The sequence below is a fragment of the Octadecabacter dasysiphoniae genome, from assembly GCF_021532615.1.
GTDB lineage: Bacteria > Pseudomonadota > Alphaproteobacteria > Rhodobacterales > Rhodobacteraceae > Octadecabacter > Octadecabacter dasysiphoniae.
Genome location: NZ_JAKGAQ010000002.1, coordinates 1,045,400 through 1,060,877, shown reverse-complemented (window position 1 = coordinate 1,060,877; position 15,478 = coordinate 1,045,400). Strand labels below are relative to the sequence as shown.

Annotated in this window: 19 protein-coding genes; 4 read left to right on the top strand and 15 right to left on the bottom strand. The window is 57.1% G+C overall.

The annotated features are described in order from the left end of the window. Nucleotides 1-15 precede the first annotated feature (15 nt). Nucleotides 16-717, bottom strand: a complete 702-nt coding sequence (locus L0664_RS12260) for a response regulator transcription factor (RefSeq protein WP_235226137.1) — start codon at nt 715-717, stop codon at nt 16-18. A 307-nt stretch (nt 718-1,024) separates the two neighbouring features. Here L0664_RS12260 and L0664_RS12255 point away from each other — a divergent pair, with 307 nt between their 5' ends. The 3 genes from L0664_RS12255 to L0664_RS12245 all read left to right on the top strand — a co-directional run bounded on the left by L0664_RS12255 (nt 1,025) and on the right by L0664_RS12245 (nt 4,987). Then, entirely contained in the window at nt 1,025-2,623 is a 1,599-nt protein-coding gene (locus L0664_RS12255) for a phosphoenolpyruvate carboxykinase (protein WP_235226136.1), read from the top strand. A 9-nt stretch (nt 2,624-2,632) separates the two neighbouring features. Further along, entirely contained in the window at nt 2,633-3,184 is a 552-nt protein-coding gene (locus L0664_RS12250; RefSeq protein ID WP_235226135.1) for a DUF3859 domain-containing protein, read from the top strand. Nucleotides 3,185-3,304: 120 nt separating this feature from the next. Continuing rightward, nucleotides 3,305-4,987, top strand: a complete 1,683-nt coding sequence (locus L0664_RS12245; protein WP_235226134.1) for an acyl-CoA dehydrogenase family protein — start codon at nt 3,305-3,307, stop codon at nt 4,985-4,987. A 1-nt stretch (nt 4,988) separates the two neighbouring features. Here L0664_RS12245 and L0664_RS12240 read toward each other — a convergent pair whose 3' ends face one another. Beyond that, nucleotides 4,989-5,585: a DUF4189 domain-containing protein gene (locus tag L0664_RS12240; RefSeq protein ID WP_235226133.1), complete on the bottom strand. Its 597-nt coding sequence runs from the start codon at nt 5,583-5,585 to the stop codon at nt 4,989-4,991. 97 nt (nt 5,586-5,682) lie between these two features. Here L0664_RS12240 and L0664_RS12235 point away from each other — a divergent pair, with 97 nt between their 5' ends. Beyond that, nucleotides 5,683-6,075 (top strand): META domain-containing protein, encoded by a 393-nt coding sequence (locus L0664_RS12235; protein WP_235226132.1) that lies wholly within the window; start codon nt 5,683-5,685, stop codon nt 6,073-6,075. Here L0664_RS12235 and recO read toward each other — a convergent pair. From recO to rpoZ, 13 genes are all read right to left on the bottom strand, one after another. Next, complete coding sequence (gene recO, locus L0664_RS12230) at nt 6,072-6,800, bottom strand: DNA repair protein RecO (protein WP_235226131.1); 729 nt, start codon at nt 6,798-6,800, stop codon at nt 6,072-6,074. The genes L0664_RS12235 and recO overlap by 4 nt on opposite strands. Nucleotides 6,801-6,809: 9 nt before the next feature. Then, nucleotides 6,810-7,142, bottom strand: coding sequence for a DUF1491 family protein (locus tag L0664_RS12225; protein WP_235226130.1), 333 nt, complete (start codon nt 7,140-7,142; stop codon nt 6,810-6,812). Next, a complete protein-coding gene (gene era / locus L0664_RS12220; protein ID WP_235226129.1) occupies nt 7,139-8,056 on the bottom strand; it encodes a GTPase Era in 918 nt (305 codons plus the stop codon). The genes L0664_RS12225 and era overlap by 4 nt, the downstream gene beginning before the upstream one ends. After that, entirely contained in the window at nt 8,053-8,742 is a 690-nt protein-coding gene (gene rnc / locus L0664_RS12215; RefSeq protein WP_235226128.1) for a ribonuclease III, read from the bottom strand. Before rnc ends, era begins: the two co-directional genes overlap by 4 nt. Next, nucleotides 8,739-9,557: a signal peptidase I gene (lepB, locus tag L0664_RS12210; RefSeq protein WP_235226127.1), complete on the bottom strand. Its 819-nt coding sequence runs from the start codon at nt 9,555-9,557 to the stop codon at nt 8,739-8,741. The genes rnc and lepB overlap by 4 nt, the downstream gene beginning before the upstream one ends. 66 nt (nt 9,558-9,623) lie before the next feature. Next, nucleotides 9,624-10,028 carry a holo-ACP synthase gene (gene acpS, locus L0664_RS12205; RefSeq protein ID WP_235226126.1) on the bottom strand — a complete coding sequence of 135 codons (405 nt, stop codon included), beginning with the start codon at nt 10,026-10,028 and terminating at the stop codon, nt 9,624-9,626. Continuing rightward, complete coding sequence (locus L0664_RS12200; protein WP_235226125.1) at nt 10,025-10,648, bottom strand: LysE family transporter; 624 nt, start codon at nt 10,646-10,648, stop codon at nt 10,025-10,027. The genes acpS and L0664_RS12200 overlap by 4 nt, the downstream gene beginning before the upstream one ends. Then, complete coding sequence (locus L0664_RS12195; RefSeq protein ID WP_235226124.1) at nt 10,641-11,096, bottom strand: hypothetical protein; 456 nt, start codon at nt 11,094-11,096, stop codon at nt 10,641-10,643. The genes L0664_RS12200 and L0664_RS12195 overlap by 8 nt, the downstream gene beginning before the upstream one ends. Continuing rightward, nucleotides 11,096-11,413: a Dabb family protein gene (locus L0664_RS12190; RefSeq protein WP_235226123.1), complete on the bottom strand. Its 318-nt coding sequence runs from the start codon at nt 11,411-11,413 to the stop codon at nt 11,096-11,098. Before L0664_RS12190 ends, L0664_RS12195 begins: the two co-directional genes overlap by 1 nt. 20 nt (nt 11,414-11,433) lie before the next feature. Beyond that, on the bottom strand, nt 11,434-12,195 hold the full coding sequence (locus L0664_RS12185) for a pyridoxine 5'-phosphate synthase (protein WP_235226122.1): 762 nt from the start codon (nt 12,193-12,195) through the stop codon (nt 11,434-11,436). A 39-nt stretch (nt 12,196-12,234) separates the two neighbouring features. After that, nucleotides 12,235-12,891, bottom strand: a complete 657-nt coding sequence (locus tag L0664_RS12180; RefSeq protein ID WP_235226121.1) for a DUF2062 domain-containing protein — start codon at nt 12,889-12,891, stop codon at nt 12,235-12,237. A gap of 42 nt (nt 12,892-12,933) precedes the next feature. Then, the gene (locus L0664_RS12175; RefSeq protein ID WP_235226120.1) at nt 12,934-15,072 is read right to left on the bottom strand and encodes a RelA/SpoT family protein; all 2,139 of its coding nucleotides are present in this window, start codon (nt 15,070-15,072) and stop codon (nt 12,934-12,936) included. A gap of 18 nt (nt 15,073-15,090) precedes the next feature. Continuing rightward, entirely contained in the window at nt 15,091-15,453 is a 363-nt protein-coding gene (gene rpoZ / locus L0664_RS12170) for a DNA-directed RNA polymerase subunit omega (RefSeq protein ID WP_049833230.1), read from the bottom strand. Between the last annotated feature and the right edge of the window lie 25 nt (nt 15,454-15,478).

Here is a 15,478-nt window from a genome sequence, read left to right as displayed (position 1 = left end):
AGCGGGCCTTCTACTTTACTCTTCGTTGTAACGGTAACCGATACCGTACAGCGTTTCGATCGCCGAAAATTCATCATCCGCTGTACGCATCTTTTTGCGCAAACGTTTGATGTGGCTGTCAATGGTGCGGTCGTCCACGTAGACCTGATCGTCATAGGCGACATCCATCAACTGATCGCGCGATTTCACGAAACCGGGACGTTGCGCCAGCGCCTGCAACAGCAGGAATTCGGTGACTGTCAGGGACACATCGTTGCCCTTCCATTTCACCGCGTGGCGCAGGGGATCCATGGTCAATTCGCCACGGATCAGGATTTTGGTTTCTTCGGTTTCTTCAATCTCTTCGCCTGAAATCGCATCCTGACGGCGCAGCAGCGCGCGGATACGTTCCACCAGCAAACGCTGGCTGAAGGGTTTTTTGACGTAGTCGTCCGCGCCCATGCGCAGGCCCAGGACTTCGTCGATTTCATCGTCTTTGGATGTCAGGAAGATCACTGGCATCGTGGTTTTCTGGCGCAAGCGCTGCAACAGATCCATTCCGTCCATGCGCGGCATCTTGATATCGAGAACGGCCATGTCCGGAAGGCGTTTGTTGAACGCATCCAATGCTTGCTGGCCATCATTATAAGTTTCCACATCAAAGCCTTCGGCCTCTAACGTGATCTGTACGGACGTCAAAATATTCCGGTCGTCATCGACAAGTGCGATTCGTGACATACTACTGCCCCTCTACTGCTCGTGTTTTTATTGCCTGTTTTTTCTTAGTTTTGCCCCACTTAGCCCAAGCGAATCAATCTAAATCTAGAAAACCAGTGCAATCACCCCCCTGTTTTGCACTCAAAAAGGGTAACCAATGACTAAAATGTCTCACTTAGGGGTTTCGGGTTGGCGGACGGCCGCGTTGGTGGCGCTAACTGTAAATTGGTTGCGCTAACGGACGCAAAGGCGGCTGTTCACGCGCAAAACCGTCATGTTAGGTCAGCAGTATAGGGGCACACCGCCCCCTCATTTCAGGAGAGAGACAATGGACCACGGCACGGTCAACCCATCCATGAAGCTGCCCGATCAAGGCATCAATGGGCTGGGTCAGGTCTATTATAACTCTTCGGAAGCCGACATCATGGCGCTGGCGGTTGAACGCGGCGAAGGTCAGGTTGGCAAGGGCGGCACGTTTCTTGTGACCACCGGAAAATTCACCGGCCGGTCCCCGAAAGACAAACATGTCGTGCGCACCCCGCTGACCGAAGACACAATTTGGTGGGATTCTAACGCTGCCATGTCGCCCGAGGGGTTTGACGCCCTTTATGACGACATGGTCGCGCATATGGGCGGCAAGGACTATTTCGTTCAGGATTTGTTTGGTGGCGCTGATCCGGCGCACCGCCTTGATGTGCGGTTTGTCACGGAACTGGCATGGCACGGATTGTTCATCCGCCACATGATGCGCCGCCCCGAAGCGTCCGAGCTGGAAGGCTTTACCCCCGATTGGACCGTCATCAACTGCCCGAGCTTTCTCGCCGATCCGGCGCGCCACGATTGCCGCAGCGAAACCGTCATCACGATGAATTTTGATCGCAAGATGATCCTTATCGCAGGCACGGAATATGCGGGCGAAAACAAGAAGTCGGTGTTTACGCTGTTGAACTACCTGCTGCCTGAAAAGAACATCATGCCGATGCATTGCAGCGCCAACCACGCCAAGGACAACCCTGTCGACAGTGCGGTGTTCTTTGGGCTGTCTGGTACGGGCAAAACCACGCTGTCCGCTGACCCCAACCGCACCCTGATCGGCGATGATGAACATGGTTGGTCGGATCGCGGTATCTTTAACTTTGAGGGTGGCTGTTACGCCAAGACCATTGGTCTGAACCCCGAAGCCGAGCCAGAGATTTACGCCACGACCCAGATGCCCGGCACGGTCATTGAAAACATGGTGTTTGATCCGGAAACGCTGGAGCTCGATTTTGAGGACGACAGCCTGACGGCAAATATGCGCTGTGCGTATCCGTTGAATTACATCAGCAATGCATCTGAAACGGCACTTGGTGGGCATCCCAAGAACATCATCATGCTAACCTGTGATGCGTTCGGCGTGCTGCCCCCGATTGCGCGACTGACACCTGCACAGGCGATGTATCACTTCTTGTCGGGTTTCACCGCCAAAGTCGCAGGCACAGAACGCGGTGTGACAGAACCACAGCCGACGTTTTCCACATGCTTTGGCGCACCATTCATGCCGCGCCGCCCTGAGGTGTACGGCAACCTGCTGCGATCCAAAATCGCGAGCCACGGCGCGACTTGCTGGTTGGTCAACACCGGCTGGACGGGCGGGGCCTATGGCACCGGATCGCGCATGCCGATCAAAGCAACCCGCGCCCTGCTGACATCCGCGCTGAATGGCACATTGGTTGAGGGCGAGTTCCGCAAAGATGCGAATTTCGGCTTTGACGTGCCTGTCATGTGTAACGGTGTGGATGATGCGCTGTTGAACCCGCGCGACACGTGGGAAGACGGGGCCGCCTATGACGCGCAAGCCAACAAACTGGTCAACATGTTTGCGGAAAATTTTGCGCAATATGTCCCGTTCATCGATGAGGATGTCAAAGCCGCCGCGATTGGCTAAACTGTCTCCATGATGATGCGAGTCACCTTTCTAACAAGCGCCCTCGCCCTGTGCGGGGGCGTTGCCGTTTGGGCCCAAAGCGACGACTTCGTATCCCCACTGATCGGATTTTACGAGGCCGGAGTGATTTGCGCGCCGGACGCCGTGACCACCCGCGCGGCCCCCGATACCGTCGCGGGCACCACCAATGTCGTTGAGGACGCGCCGCCGTTCGTCAGCAAAGCGCGCCTTGTTCCTGCGGTTCTTGGCATCGGGTTTGGTGTGCGCGCAGGGATGGATGCGCCTGTCGGCCAGAACGGGGTCACCATGACGGTGACGCACCCGGCACTGACCGGAAACGGCGCAACCCAGCAAAGTTTCGTGACGGCGGTTGGGGGCAAGACCACCCCCGGCATCACGTTTTATCAATTCGATCACGGCTATGAATTGGCCTTGGGCGATTGGACGATGACGGCCAGCCTTGGCGGCGTCACCTTGTATGAAACGACATTTACCGTTGTCCCGCCCCAAGCCCTGCCTCAGCTGGCGGGCGCCTGTGGTTACCTTGATTTATTGAGCTGACGGAACAGATTCAGGAATTGAGTGCGTCATTTTAGTTCGCGCGCCAAGTTTCGAACGAATTATTATTGCGCTGCAAATGCGAAGGCGATATTGCTGCATCTGCACAAAAAGGAGTCGGCTATGCCCCGCGACGCGACAGACCAGACCAGCGAAACCAATGTCATTCTGCCCGATTTGCTGGCGTTGACAGGGGCTACGATTACGCCACTGCGTGCGTTGCTCGACACCGCCAAAGACTGTGTGCGGGATTTGGTTGTCGTGGATGGCCGCGTGTCCGGCGCCAAGGTGGAAGCGGAACAAACCGCATCGCACGGGTTGGCATGGCTTGCGACCTACGTCGAAGCGCTGGCACAGATGCAGGTTTGGGCGGAAAAGATCAACGCTGAGGGCAAGTTCGGGGACATTGAACAGCTGATCCACCAGATCGCGTTCGGCGAATACCTTTGGCAGATTTACGGCGGCATCCCGATGAACCAGGGCGAGGTTCTGCGCCTTCAAGACATCGGGCTGACGCAAGACCAGATGCGCGGATTGATGGAACCTGCCGTGCAGACTCTGACGCAAGGTGGCAACACCCAAGCCGCCCGTCTGCGTCTTGTGGCGTTGATGCAGGAACGCAGCGCTGAGGTAACTGTCGGGGCAACAGGCCTTGATGAAGAGCTTGAGATGATCCGCGACCAGTTCCGCCGCTATGCTGTCGAAAAGGTCGAACCGTTCGCCCATGAATGGCACCTGAAGGACGAATTGATCCCGATGGAGATCATCGACGAGCTGGCAGAAATGGGTGTGTTCGGCCTGACCATCCCCGAGGAATACGGCGGCTTTGGGCTGTCCAAGGCCTCCATGTGCGTGGTGTCCGAGGAATTGTCGCGCGGATACATTGGCGTGGGGTCTTTGGGGACGCGCAGCGAAATTGCCGCCGAACTGATCCTTGCGGGGGGCACTGAGGAGCAGAAGCAAAAGTGGCTGCCTGCCCTTGCGTCCGCGGAAAAGTTGCCGACAGCGGTGTTCACCGAACCAAACACCGGTTCTGATCTGGGTGCGTTGCGCACGCGGGCAGTGAAGGACGGCGATGATTATAAGGTCACGGGCAACAAGACATGGATCACCCATGCGTCGCGCACCCACGTGATGACGATGCTTGCACGCACGGACCCCGACAGCACTGATTACAAAGGTCTGTCCATGTTCCTCGCGGAAAAGACACCGGGCGATTGCGAACACCCGTTCCCGACAGACGGCATGACCGGCGGCGAGATTGAGGTGCTGGGCTATCGCGGGATGAAGGAATATGAACTGGCGTTCGATAACTTCCACGTGGACGGGGCGAACCTGCTGGGCGGCGAAGAAGGCAAGGGGTTCAAACAACTTATGGAGACGTTTGAATCCGCGCGCATCCAGACGGCCGCGCGTGCTGTTGGTGTTGCCTGTTCAGCGCTGGACGTGGCGATGCAATACGCCCAAGACCGCAAACAATTCGGCAAATCCCTGATCGAATTCCCCCGAGTTGCGTCCAAACTCGCGATGATGGCGGTTGAAATTATGATCACACGCCAGCTGACCTATTTCAGCGCGTTTGAAAAAGACCAAGGGCGGCGCTGCGACGTTGAGGCAGGTATGGCCAAGCTGCTGGGCGCGCGTGTTGCCTGGGCGGCTGCGGACAACGGGTTGCAAATCCACGGCGGCAACGGCTTTGCGCTGGAATACAAAATCAGCCGCATCCTGTGTGATGCCCGCATCCTGAACATCTTTGAAGGGGCCGGCGAAATTCAGGCACAGGTCATCGCGCGCCGCATTCTGTAACCTATTTGAACGGGATCAGCATACACGGCATCGGGCGCAGTTCCGGCAGATCGGTGATGACGTAATCCGCGCAGTCGGACAGGGCTGCGTCAGATGCTTCGCGCGGTGATCCGTAGTTCCACACGACCGAATATGCCCCGTCTTCGCTGATCGCCATGGCGCGGTAATTGCCCCATGTGGGATCGGGGTTGTTGTAGTAATTCCCCGCTTCGGGTGCGAGGCTGATTTGACCGTCTTCCAACGGGACGTAGCCCTGCGGCAAAATTTCAGCGTAGATCAGACACCGTGGGCCCTGCTTTAGGCATTCCTCAAGCGCGATTTCGCGGGCTGCCTCAAGCGAATTTGCGCCCGTCACGTAGCCATACCCGAAATCCTTGGTAATCGCGAAAGCCCCAAAATAAGGTTGGCCAGCAACGAAATTTTCCTGAAATTCCTGAAACGGGCGTTCGGGCAAGGTCAGGCCGCTCAACTGGTTCAGCACACCTTCTGGCGGATAGGTTACGACCTGCCGAACAGGTTGTGTGAATTCGACGTGGACAACAGGCGGCGCAGAATTGGGCAGGGAAAAGGTTAGGGTTAATGCAAATTCAACAATCATAGTGTTCTCCTAATATCAGAGACAGAAAACCACGGGATGACGTTTTGGTAAAGATTCTCCCCTACTTTCAACGCACCATGCGAGATACGTAAGCATCATGTTCAAAATCATACCCTTTCTTATTATGGCCACCGCGTTGTCAGCCTGTGCGCGCGACGAGAGCATTTCGAAATTCGTCGATCCGCTAAGCGAATTTCACCTGATCGAAATGAACGGTATTCCGTTCACCGCTGCCGCCACAATCGCGTTCCCGGAAGAAGGCCGCGTCGTTGGGCGTGCGCCGTGCAACAGCTATTTTGCCACCCAGACGGTGCCCTATCCATGGTTCGCCCTTGAGGGGATCGGCGCCACGCGCATGGCCTGTCCGGACCTTGCGCTGGAAACCGCATTCTTTAACGCGCTTGAGGGGATGACGTTGTCCGAAGCATCGGGAACGACGTTGATCCTGTCCAATTCGGTGGGCCAAAAGATGGTGTTCGCGGCGCGCTAAGCGATCCGGTTCAAGACCTCAATCAATCGATGGCGCGCTTCTGGCAAGGTGCGGTCCCCCAATGATTTGGCAAGGTGGTTGTGCAAAAAGTGCCCCGTCGTCTTGAGAGCAATCACAATCTGTTCGACATCGGCATCACCTTTGCCAAGCAGCACGTGGGGCAAGGGTAACAGCCTGTCGGCCCAATCGCCCGCCGCCATGCGCGACACTGCGCGGCCCGTGCGCGGTGATACGTAAAACAAATCATCGTTCAACCCAGACACGGCGCAGGCAGACAGATCGAGCGCAAAGCCCATTTCTTCCAGCAGCGCGACTTCCCATTGCAGATAGGCGAGCGGCCAGATGTCGGTTTGGCCCAACAGATCCAACAACGCGATCGTGCGGGCATAAAGCGGCGGATGCGTTTCACGTTCGGGCAACACAAAAGACAACAACCCTGTCACCGCGTTCAGCCCCGCAAGCGCCAATCGATCCTGCATCACCTGCGCGGCACGACTGCGCACAGGTTCGATCGTGAAACTGCCCAAATGACTGTCGAGACGCGCTTTCCACGTGACGTCCAACTGCGCACCGGGCTGCAACATGGGCGCAATTTTGCGGCTGGTACCGCCGCGCACAACGCCAGCGGCCTTACCGTGGGTTTCGGTAAACACCTCAATTATCGCGGAATTTTCGCCGTGTTTGCGGACCTTCAGCAAAGCCCCTTCGTCGCGCCATTCAATCATGCTGCGACACTAGGCCAAAGACGGATCATCTAGCAAATGACGGCCCTGTCGGTCCTCAACCTCGATCACCCAAAGGTCGGGGTCAAAGCTGGATTGTTTGGCGAGGGACGCGTCCACATCATCCTCTGGCCCTTCGGACAGAACGGCCCATTCCCGCGCCCCTGACATCAGATCGAACTGGCGCTGAAACGCGCAGGCCTGACCGTCGAGCGTGTTGAGCTTTACGATCACAGATCCCGCCGTTGCGTCGCCCTTTCGGACAACAAACGCGGGAATTTCCACAAGCCGGAGCCGCGTCAAATAGGCTGACACCCAAACTTCGGATGTCAGGCGCGGGGTCATTCGTTTCCGTCTTTGAAGTTGAGGCCCATTTCAGAATACCGTTCGGATTCTTCAAGCCAGCCGGGGCGGACTTTGACTTGGATAAACAAATGAACCTTGCGCCCTAGAAATTCGACCAATTCTTCGCGCGCGGCTTTGCCGACGGCTTTGATCGTTTCACCGCGGTTGCCCAGCACGATGCCTTTGTGCCCGTCGCGCATGACATAAACGATCTGGTCCACTTTGCAGGATCCGTCTTTGCGTTCTTCCCAGTTTTCGGTTTCAACCGTCAGCTGGTAGGGCAGTTCCTGATGCAAACGCAGGGTCAGCTTTTCGCGGGTGATTTCTGCGGCGATCATGCGCATGGGCAAATCGGCGATCTGGTCTTCTGGGTAAAGCCACGGTTCTTCGGGCATCCGATCTGCCAGCCATTTGCGCAAAGTGTTCGCGCCGTGGCCCTTTTCGGCTGAGATCAGGAAGGTTTCAACGAACGGGAAGCGTTCGTTCATCTCTTGGGTCAGGCCAAGCAGTACGGGGGCTTCAACGCGGTCGATTTTATTGATGGCCAGCGCGACGGTGCGCCCTTTTGCGACGTCGCTGAGACGTTCCAAAATTGCTTCAACACCCTTGGTGATTCCACGGTGCGCTTCGATCATTAGCACGACAACATCGGCATCAGACACCCCGCCCCACGCGGCGGCGACCATCGCGCGATCTAGCCGGCGTTTGGGGGCGAACAGGCCGGGCGTGTCGACGAAAACGATCTGGCTTTGGCCCTCAATCGCGACGCCACGGATACGGGCGCGGGTTGTTTGCACTTTATGCGTCACGATGGACACTTTCGCGCCAACCATACGGTTCAGCAGGGTTGATTTACCTGCGTTCGGTTCCCCGATGAGGGCGACAAATCCGGCGCGTTGTGGTGTGTCAGTCATGACGTCTCTCCTTGCACGCGGGCCAATAGGGCCTTGGCGGCGGCTTGTTCAGCTTGGCGTTTGCTGGGGGCTTGCGCCTGTTCAGACGCCCCCGATTGCAACTGCGCTTGAATGGTAAATATCGGGGCGTGGTCGGGACCGGACCGTGCGATTTCGGTGTATTTAGGGGGCGGTTCGCCCTGCCCTTGCGCCCATTCTTGTAGGGCGGTCTTGGCGTCACGGGCGTCCGCTTCGACGTCTGTAATCCGTGCGCCCCAAAGGGTAACGATCAACTTACGCGCAGCGTCAAATCCCGCGTCGAGGTATACGGCGGCGATCACGGCTTCCATTGCGTCGGCAAGCAGGGCTTCTTTGCGCCGCCCACCTGTCAGCATTTCGGAACGGCCCAATTTCAGCACCGCGCCAAGATCAATTTGGCGGGCCACATCGGCGCAGGTTTCTTTGCGCACGAGTGCATTAAATCGCGGGGCCAACAGACCTTCGGCGGCGTTTGGATCAGCGTTCAACAAGGCCTCGGACATGACCAGCCCAAGCACCCGATCCCCAAGGAATTCAAGGCGTTGGTTGTCGTCACGATGGGGCGTGGACATGGACGAATGGGTAACCGAACGGATCAGGTGTTCGGGTTTGTCAAAGGTATGGCCAAGCCTGTCCTGGAACGCGTTGAGTTGGGACGAAAGTTTCACTCGATCGCCTTGAAATAACGATCCGAGCGCCATTCCCAGAACCACAGGAGCGAACGACCAGCGGATGAGAACATGATGCGATCTGCCCGCCCGACAATGTCTTCGTAAGGCACAAAGCCAACACCGCGCGAAATTTGCGGCACACGACTGTCAGAAGAATTATCGCGGTTGTCGCCCATAAAGAAAAACTGGCCGTCGGGAACGGTGAAGATGCCCGTGTTGTCGAGGTCACGATTGCCGATGTTCAGCACCGTGTATTCGACACCGTTGGGCAGCGTTTCAACAGCGCGCTGTTTCAGGCATTCCGCCCCAAGGCCAACCGCACCGTTGGTGCAACGAGGCAAATTTCCCTGCCCGCCTTGATGTTCCATGGTTTCGGAAAACAGGCCCGCATCGACCTGCGGAACGGGGGTGCCATTGAGGATGATCACGCCGTCCTGCATCTGGATTGTGTCACCCGGCAGGCCGATCACACGTTTGATGAAATCGCTGCCCGTCACGGGATGGCGGAACACGACGACATCGCCGCGCTCAGGTTCGGATCCGAACAGACGATCATTGCCGCCTTTGAACACGCCGCAGAAGTCCTCAGCGTCGACATTGATGCCGGCACGCGGGATGATAATCGACGGGCAAGACGCATAAGAATATCCGTAGGCCATTTTGTTGACGAACAGGAAATCGCCGATCAACAGCGTTTCCTTCATCGATCCCGACGGAATCCAAAACGGTTGAAACAGCAGTGTGCGAAACACGCCTGCGATGAGCAGTGCGTAAACCACTGTTTTTACTGTTTCTTTAATGGATGCCCACACAGGGTCGCCCTCACGTCTATTTCGCCAACAAAAGTTGGGGTTATGTGCGCGTGTGGCGGGGCCAAGTCAACCCGATTGGGGGCGTGCCTCGATCACAACAAAGGCCTGCGCCCATGGATGATCGTCGGTCAGGGTGACGTGAATGATCGCTTCATGATCCGGTGGTGTCATCGAAGCGAGCCGTTCCGCCGCCCAGCCTGTTACCACCATCACAGGTTGGCCCGTGCGCAGGTTGCTGACGGCCATGTCTTTCCACGAAATCCCCATGCGCAGCCCCGTACCGAGCGCTTTTGAACAGGCCTCTTTCGCGGCCCAGCGTTTGGCATAGGTGCCTGCGATGTCCTTGCGGTTTTCCGCCTTGCGCTGTTCGACATCGGTGAACACACGGTTGCGAAATCTGTCGCCAAATCGATCCAAGGTGCCTTGGATGCGTTCGATATTCGCAAGGTCGGTCCCAATGCCAAGGATCATGGGGTCAGCTTTGTCGTTAGAAGTTTGAGCGAAGCCGCGCCAAACAAGATGCCAAACGCCAAGTTGAACCAGCGGCTTAACCGTGCGTATCCGCGCGCGATGGGGGCGGATGAAAACAGCACAGCATAGCCGAGGAATACGACAGCGGAGGTTGAGATTAGCGCGCAAAACAGCAGCGCCACAGACATAGGTTGCGCGTCCGGTGTCATCACAACGGCATAGATCGCCCCCCATCCAAGGACGGCCTTGGGGTTGGTTAAATGCAATGTCAGACCCTTGCCAAATGCACCAATTCGGGTGGCTTGCGGGGCTTTTGCGGCCTGTCCAACCCATGCGGCGTGCAAAGATTTCACCGCAAGATAAAGAAGATAGGCCGCGCCAGCATATCGCACGGTTTCGAACAGCCAGACGTTACTTATCATGATGGCCGAAAACCCGAGGGCGGCTGCGATACCCCATGTCGCCGATCCAATGACGACGCCAAATGCCAACCGCAACCCCATGCTGCGCCCGTGCGCCATGGATGTGCCGGAAATCGCCAACGTCGCAGGGCCAGGGCTGCCGCCGCCGATGGCCCAACCCAGCAGGATCAGGGGCAATGGGAACAAAAAATCACTCATTTCCGAGGGCCTGATTTACGGTGACGTCACCGCTGGACTGGTTCACTGAAATCGACAAAAGGGCCGAATTCTGGAAGTTTTGTTCAGGGAGGTAAATGATTGTCGGAACGGTGAACGTCAGGCCCGTGGCTGCGTTGTAGTCGGCCTTAAGTTCTTCAAAAAATATGGCCGCATAGCCAAGACTTTCATCAAGCCCGACCACCGTGCACGTGCGCCCGCCGACCTCATCCATGGGGGGATGCAGGAAAAGCAGATAGGCCGCCCCCGCTGCGGGTTCGATGGTGTCCAACAGCGCGACGCGCACAGCGCCATTCGCGAAGCTGGCAGAGTTGTCTTCCCATGGTTCAACGATAGCATCCGCGCGGGCTTGCCAATCGCACGGCATCGCGACCTGCGCCAATGCAGGCGAAGCCAAAAGCGTGATCAGGGCCATCAAAACAAAGCGCATCAGGGGTCTTTCGCGGTTTCTATGTCGTAGACCTTGATCCCATCTGCGCCGCCGCACAAGGCCACAAGTCGCGCGCCCAATGCCTGATGGCGCGGATCAGCGGCATAAAGATCGAGCGCTGCGCGGTCGTCATATAGGCCGTGAAACCCGTAGTGCGCCTCGGGTGATTTTCCTTCGGCGTCGATGTTGGGTCCGTGATGGAAGGCGACAAATCCATCGATCTGCCCCAAAAGATTTTCGAGGCCCGACATCACCGATGCCAGTTCATGCCGGTCAGCTGTTTCAGTCAGCGATAGGTAAACGGCGTGATAAATCATGGCGACCTTTCGGGGTGGTTCTATTGGCTTTGTTGAACCTGATGGGCGCGGGCCTCGTCCATCAGACGGCGCATTTCGGCCATTGCAGGCGCGAGGCCACGGAAAATGGATTCGCCAATAAGAAAATGCCCGATGTTGAGCTCCATCACCTCTGGAAAGGCCGCGACGGGTTTGACGCAATCATAGGTCAGTCCGTGGCCTGCGTGGACTTCAAGCCCGAGGTCATAGGCGAATGTCGACATGGCGCGCATTTTTTCAAGTTCGACGTCTCGTTTTTCGAAATCACCCTCCGCGTGGGCATCACAGTAGGCGCCGGTGTGCAGCTCAATCACTTGCGCGCCGATGCGATGGGCGGCTTCGATCTGGCGCTGGTCAGCGGCGATAAAGATCGACACGCGGCACCCCGCATCCCGCAGGGGCGCGATGAAATGGGCCAGCTGGTTTTCTTCGCGCGCGACCTCAAGGCCGCCTTCGGTCGTGCGTTCTTCGCGTTTTTCAGGAACGATGCAGACGGCGTGAGGTTTGTGGCGCAGGGCGATCTTTTGCATTTCGTCAGTGGCGGCCATTTCGAAATTCAAAGGCACAGTCAGCGCGTCCATCAGCGATTCGATGTCAGCATCGCCAATGTGGCGGCGGTCTTCGCGCAGGTGCGCGGTGATGCCATCCGCGCCCGCATCTTGCGCCAAAATGGCCGCGCGCGTGGGATCAGGCGTGTTGCCGCCGCGCGCATTTCGCACGGTTGCCACGTGGTCGATGTTTACGCCGAGTCGTAGTTTGGACATAAGAACCCCCTATCGTTGGACTTAAGTCTAGCCGAAGGATTATCCGCCGTCAGCCGGATTCTTTAGCTGCGCAAGTTTGTCGCGCAGACGTTTGCGGCGGCGGTTCTGATAGGCCTTGATCACTGGCACGGACAGATAATAAGCAATCGTCGCAGTGAAGATACCGGGAAGGATTCCGCCGATCAGGTAGGGGTAAAATACCTCTCGGTAGAAATCAGCCAGGCCGTGCCAATCCATGCGTTCATCCGTAAAGATGGCCATGAAGTTATGCCATAAGTCGTTGAACGCGTTGTTAAACTGGCATCCGATGCCGCAAAAGTCGCGGCCCCTCGGGGCATCCAGCAAAGCGCTGTCCATGCGGGTGCCCAGCAGCCAGTGCCCCGTTGTCAAAGATGCCCATGCGATTGGGACATAGGTCAGCGGATTGCCAAAGAACGTGGCCATCAACGCCGCAAGGATATTGCCACGCATAATCATCGCGATGCCGGCGGCGATAAAAAAATGCAGGCCGTAAAACGGGCAAAAGGTGGTAAACACGCCAGCCCAAATCCCGCGCGAAATTTTTTCGGGCGTGTCGGGTAGGCGGCGCACACGGTGGCGGACGTATTGCGCGGCACGGCCCCAACCGCCGCGCGGCCAAAGCAATTCCAGCAGGACGCGCCATAGGGGCCGTCTGTCTCTGCGTCGGAAAACCACCTGTTCTTCCACCCTTTGCCGCCGAATTGAAAAATTCGGCTGTTAGCTTTGTCGTTGGACCTGTCCGGCGCGATCCGGATCACGGTGCCGCTGGATCGAGGCGACGTTACTGTCGGCCTCAAGCGCGGTCATTATGATGTGCATATGTTCTATGTCGCGCAGGTCAACCTCGATCAGCAGTCTGTAGTAATCCGGTTTGCGATCAATAAATTGCAGATCGGAAATATTGGCGTCATTTTCGCCAATCATCGTGCAGATGCGGCCCAAGACGCCCGCGTCATTCGTGATCGTCATTTCCAGCGTAATCGTGTTGTCAGCCGAGTGTGTGCCTTCTTGCCAGTTCAGATCAATCCAGCGTTCGGGCTGATCTTCAAGCGTGGCCAGCACATCACAATCAATCGCGTGCACAACAACACCTTGGCCGCGATATGTGATGCCAACAATGCGTTCGCCGGGGATCGGTTGGCAGCATTGGGCGCGGCGGTGGGTTTGATCCGCGGCAAGCCCGATGACGGCGCGGCGTGCATCAATTTCGTTTCCAGCGGATTTCGCGAGGCCGGGGTAAACGGCTGTCACGACTTCGCGGGATGTGATTTCAGCAGCACCGACACGTTCAAGCAGGTCGTCCACATTACCAAGGCCGAGGGATTTTCCCGCAGTTTTTAGCGCCTTGTCAGTCGGGTTCTTGCCGACGTTTTCAAACGACACGCGGACAAGTTCACGGCCCAACCGGATGAACCGTTCACGGTCTTCTTCGCGCAGGGCTTTGCGGATGGCAGTTTTGGCGCGGCCCGTCACGGCAATGTCGATCCATGTCGCTTGCGGCGTTTGGCCTTCTGCGGTGATGACTTCGACCGACTGGCCGTTTTTCACCCGGGTCCAGAGCGGTACGCGCAGCCCGTCGATCTTTGCCCCGACGCAGGCGGCGCCAATACGGGTGTGGATCGCATAGGCGAAATCAATCGGGGTCGCGCCACGGGGCAACTTGATGACGTCACCCTTGGGCGTGAAGCAGAACACTTGGTCCTGATACATTTCCAGTTTGACCATATCGAGGAATTCGCCGTGGTCGTGATCCTCATCAAGGCGTTCGGTAAGCTGCGCAATCCAACGGGCTGGGTCAACGGCAAAGCGGTTTTCAACCCGCACACCTTCGCGGTAGGACCAATGTGCTGCGACGCCGGCTTCGGCGACTTCGTGCATTTCGACGGTTCTGATTTGCACTTCGACGCGTTTGCCATCACGGCCTGAAACAGTGGTGTGCAGGCTGCGATATCCGTTGGATTTCGGTTGGCTGATGTAATCCTTAAATCGGCCCGGTACGGCGAACCAGCGTTGGTGGATCGCGCCCAGCGCGGCGTAACATTCAGCTTCGGTCTGGGTGATGATGCGAAAGCCGTAGATGTCGGACAGGCGGGAAAACCCCTGTTCCTTTTCCTGCATCTTGCGCCAGATCGAATAGGGTTTTTTCGCCCGCCCGTAGATGTCCACGGCAAGGCCCGCCTTGTCCATCTCGTGTTCCATATCGGTCTGGATCTTTTCCACGACGTCGCCGGTTTCCCGTTGCAGCGTGATGAAACGGCGGATGATGGAATTGCGCCCTTCGGGATTTAGCACACGAAACGCGAGGTCTTCGAGTTCTTCACGCATCCACTGCATACCCATACGGCCCGCCAGCGGGGCATAGATATCCATGGTTTCACGCGCTTTTTGGGCCTGCTTTTCTTCGCGCATGGATTTGATCGTGCGCATGTTGTGCAGACGGTCGGCGAGCTTGACCAAAGTCACACGCAAATCGCGGGACGTCGCCATGAACAGTTTGCGGAAATTTTCGGCCTGCTTGGTTTCGGACGAGTTGAGTTGCAGGTTCGTCAGCTTTGTCACGCCGTCGACCAGTTCGGCGATTTCTTTGCTGAACCGTTTTTCGACTTCGGCATAGGTGGTGCCGGTGTCTTCAATGGTGTCGTGCAGCAGCGCCGTAATCAGCGTGGCGTCGTCCATCTGCTGTTCAGCCAGAATATAGGCCACAGCAACAGGGTGGGTGAAATAGGGTTCACCGGAATGGCGGAATTGGCCTTCGTGCATGGCGGCGCCATAGACAAAGGCATCCGCCAGCATTTTAGCATTGGTTTTAGGATTATAGGAGCGAACCAGCGCGATCAGATCGTCGGACGTGATCATACGGCTGATGCCATCCTATTACTTTTGCCCTTGGGCTTCCATCAAAGCGCGCAGCAACTTTTCCTCGGACAGGTCGTCCTCGGCAGGTTTGTCTGCCTCGGGGGAACCGCCGCCCATCAAAAGCGCCATTGAGTCTTCTTCAGGCTCGTCCACTTCGATTTGGGTCTGGTTTGCTTCGATCATACGTTCGCGCAGATCGTCCGCTGTCTGGGTTTCTTCCGCGATTTCGCGCAGGGAAACAACAGGGTTCTTGTCGTTGTCGCGGCTGACTGTCAGCGCGCCACCGGCAGAAATTTCACGTGCCCGGTGTGCGGCAAGCATCACCAGTTCAAAGCGGTTCGGAACCTTGTCAACGCAGTCTTCAACGGTCACGCGGGCCATGGGGCACTCCTAAAATCAGTCGGTA

What these genes read in the sequence shown, in the direction of transcription:
- L0664_RS12255 (WP_235226136.1), top strand. Translation starts at nt 1,025, where the DNA reads ATGGACCACGGCACGGTCAACCCATCCATGAAGCTGCCCGATCAAGGC.
- L0664_RS12240 (WP_235226133.1), bottom strand. Translation starts at nt 5,585, where the DNA reads ATGATTGTTGAATTTGCATTAACCCTAACCTTTTCCCTGCCCAATTCT.
- L0664_RS12190 (WP_235226123.1), bottom strand. Translation starts at nt 11,413, where the DNA reads ATGATTTATCACGCCGTTTACCTATCGCTGACTGAAACAGCTGACCGG.
- era (WP_235226129.1), bottom strand. Translation starts at nt 8,056, where the DNA reads ATGACTGACACACCACAACGCGCCGGATTTGTCGCCCTCATCGGGGAA.
- L0664_RS12200 (WP_235226125.1), bottom strand. Translation starts at nt 10,648, where the DNA reads ATGAGTGATTTTTTGTTCCCATTGCCCCTGATCCTGCTGGGTTGGGCC.
- L0664_RS12245 (WP_235226134.1), top strand. Translation starts at nt 3,305, where the DNA reads ATGCCCCGCGACGCGACAGACCAGACCAGCGAAACCAATGTCATTCTG.
- L0664_RS12195 (WP_235226124.1), bottom strand. Translation starts at nt 11,096, where the DNA reads ATGCGCTTTGTTTTGATGGCCCTGATCACGCTTTTGGCTTCGCCTGCA.
- recO (WP_235226131.1), bottom strand. Translation starts at nt 6,800, where the DNA reads ATGATTGAATGGCGCGACGAAGGGGCTTTGCTGAAGGTCCGCAAACAC.
- acpS (WP_235226126.1), bottom strand. Translation starts at nt 10,028, where the DNA reads ATGATCCTTGGCATTGGGACCGACCTTGCGAATATCGAACGCATCCAA.
- L0664_RS12185 (WP_235226122.1), bottom strand. Translation starts at nt 12,195, where the DNA reads ATGTCCAAACTACGACTCGGCGTAAACATCGACCACGTGGCAACCGTG.
- L0664_RS12225 (WP_235226130.1), bottom strand. Translation starts at nt 7,142, where the DNA reads ATGACCCCGCGCCTGACATCCGAAGTTTGGGTGTCAGCCTATTTGACG.
- L0664_RS12250 (WP_235226135.1), top strand. Translation starts at nt 2,633, where the DNA reads ATGATGATGCGAGTCACCTTTCTAACAAGCGCCCTCGCCCTGTGCGGG.
- rpoZ (WP_049833230.1), bottom strand. Translation starts at nt 15,453, where the DNA reads ATGGCCCGCGTGACCGTTGAAGACTGCGTTGACAAGGTTCCGAACCGC.
- L0664_RS12260 (WP_235226137.1), bottom strand. Translation starts at nt 717, where the DNA reads ATGTCACGAATCGCACTTGTCGATGACGACCGGAATATTTTGACGTCC.
- L0664_RS12175 (WP_235226120.1), bottom strand. Translation starts at nt 15,072, where the DNA reads ATGATCACGTCCGACGATCTGATCGCGCTGGTTCGCTCCTATAATCCT.
- L0664_RS12235 (WP_235226132.1), top strand. Translation starts at nt 5,683, where the DNA reads ATGTTCAAAATCATACCCTTTCTTATTATGGCCACCGCGTTGTCAGCC.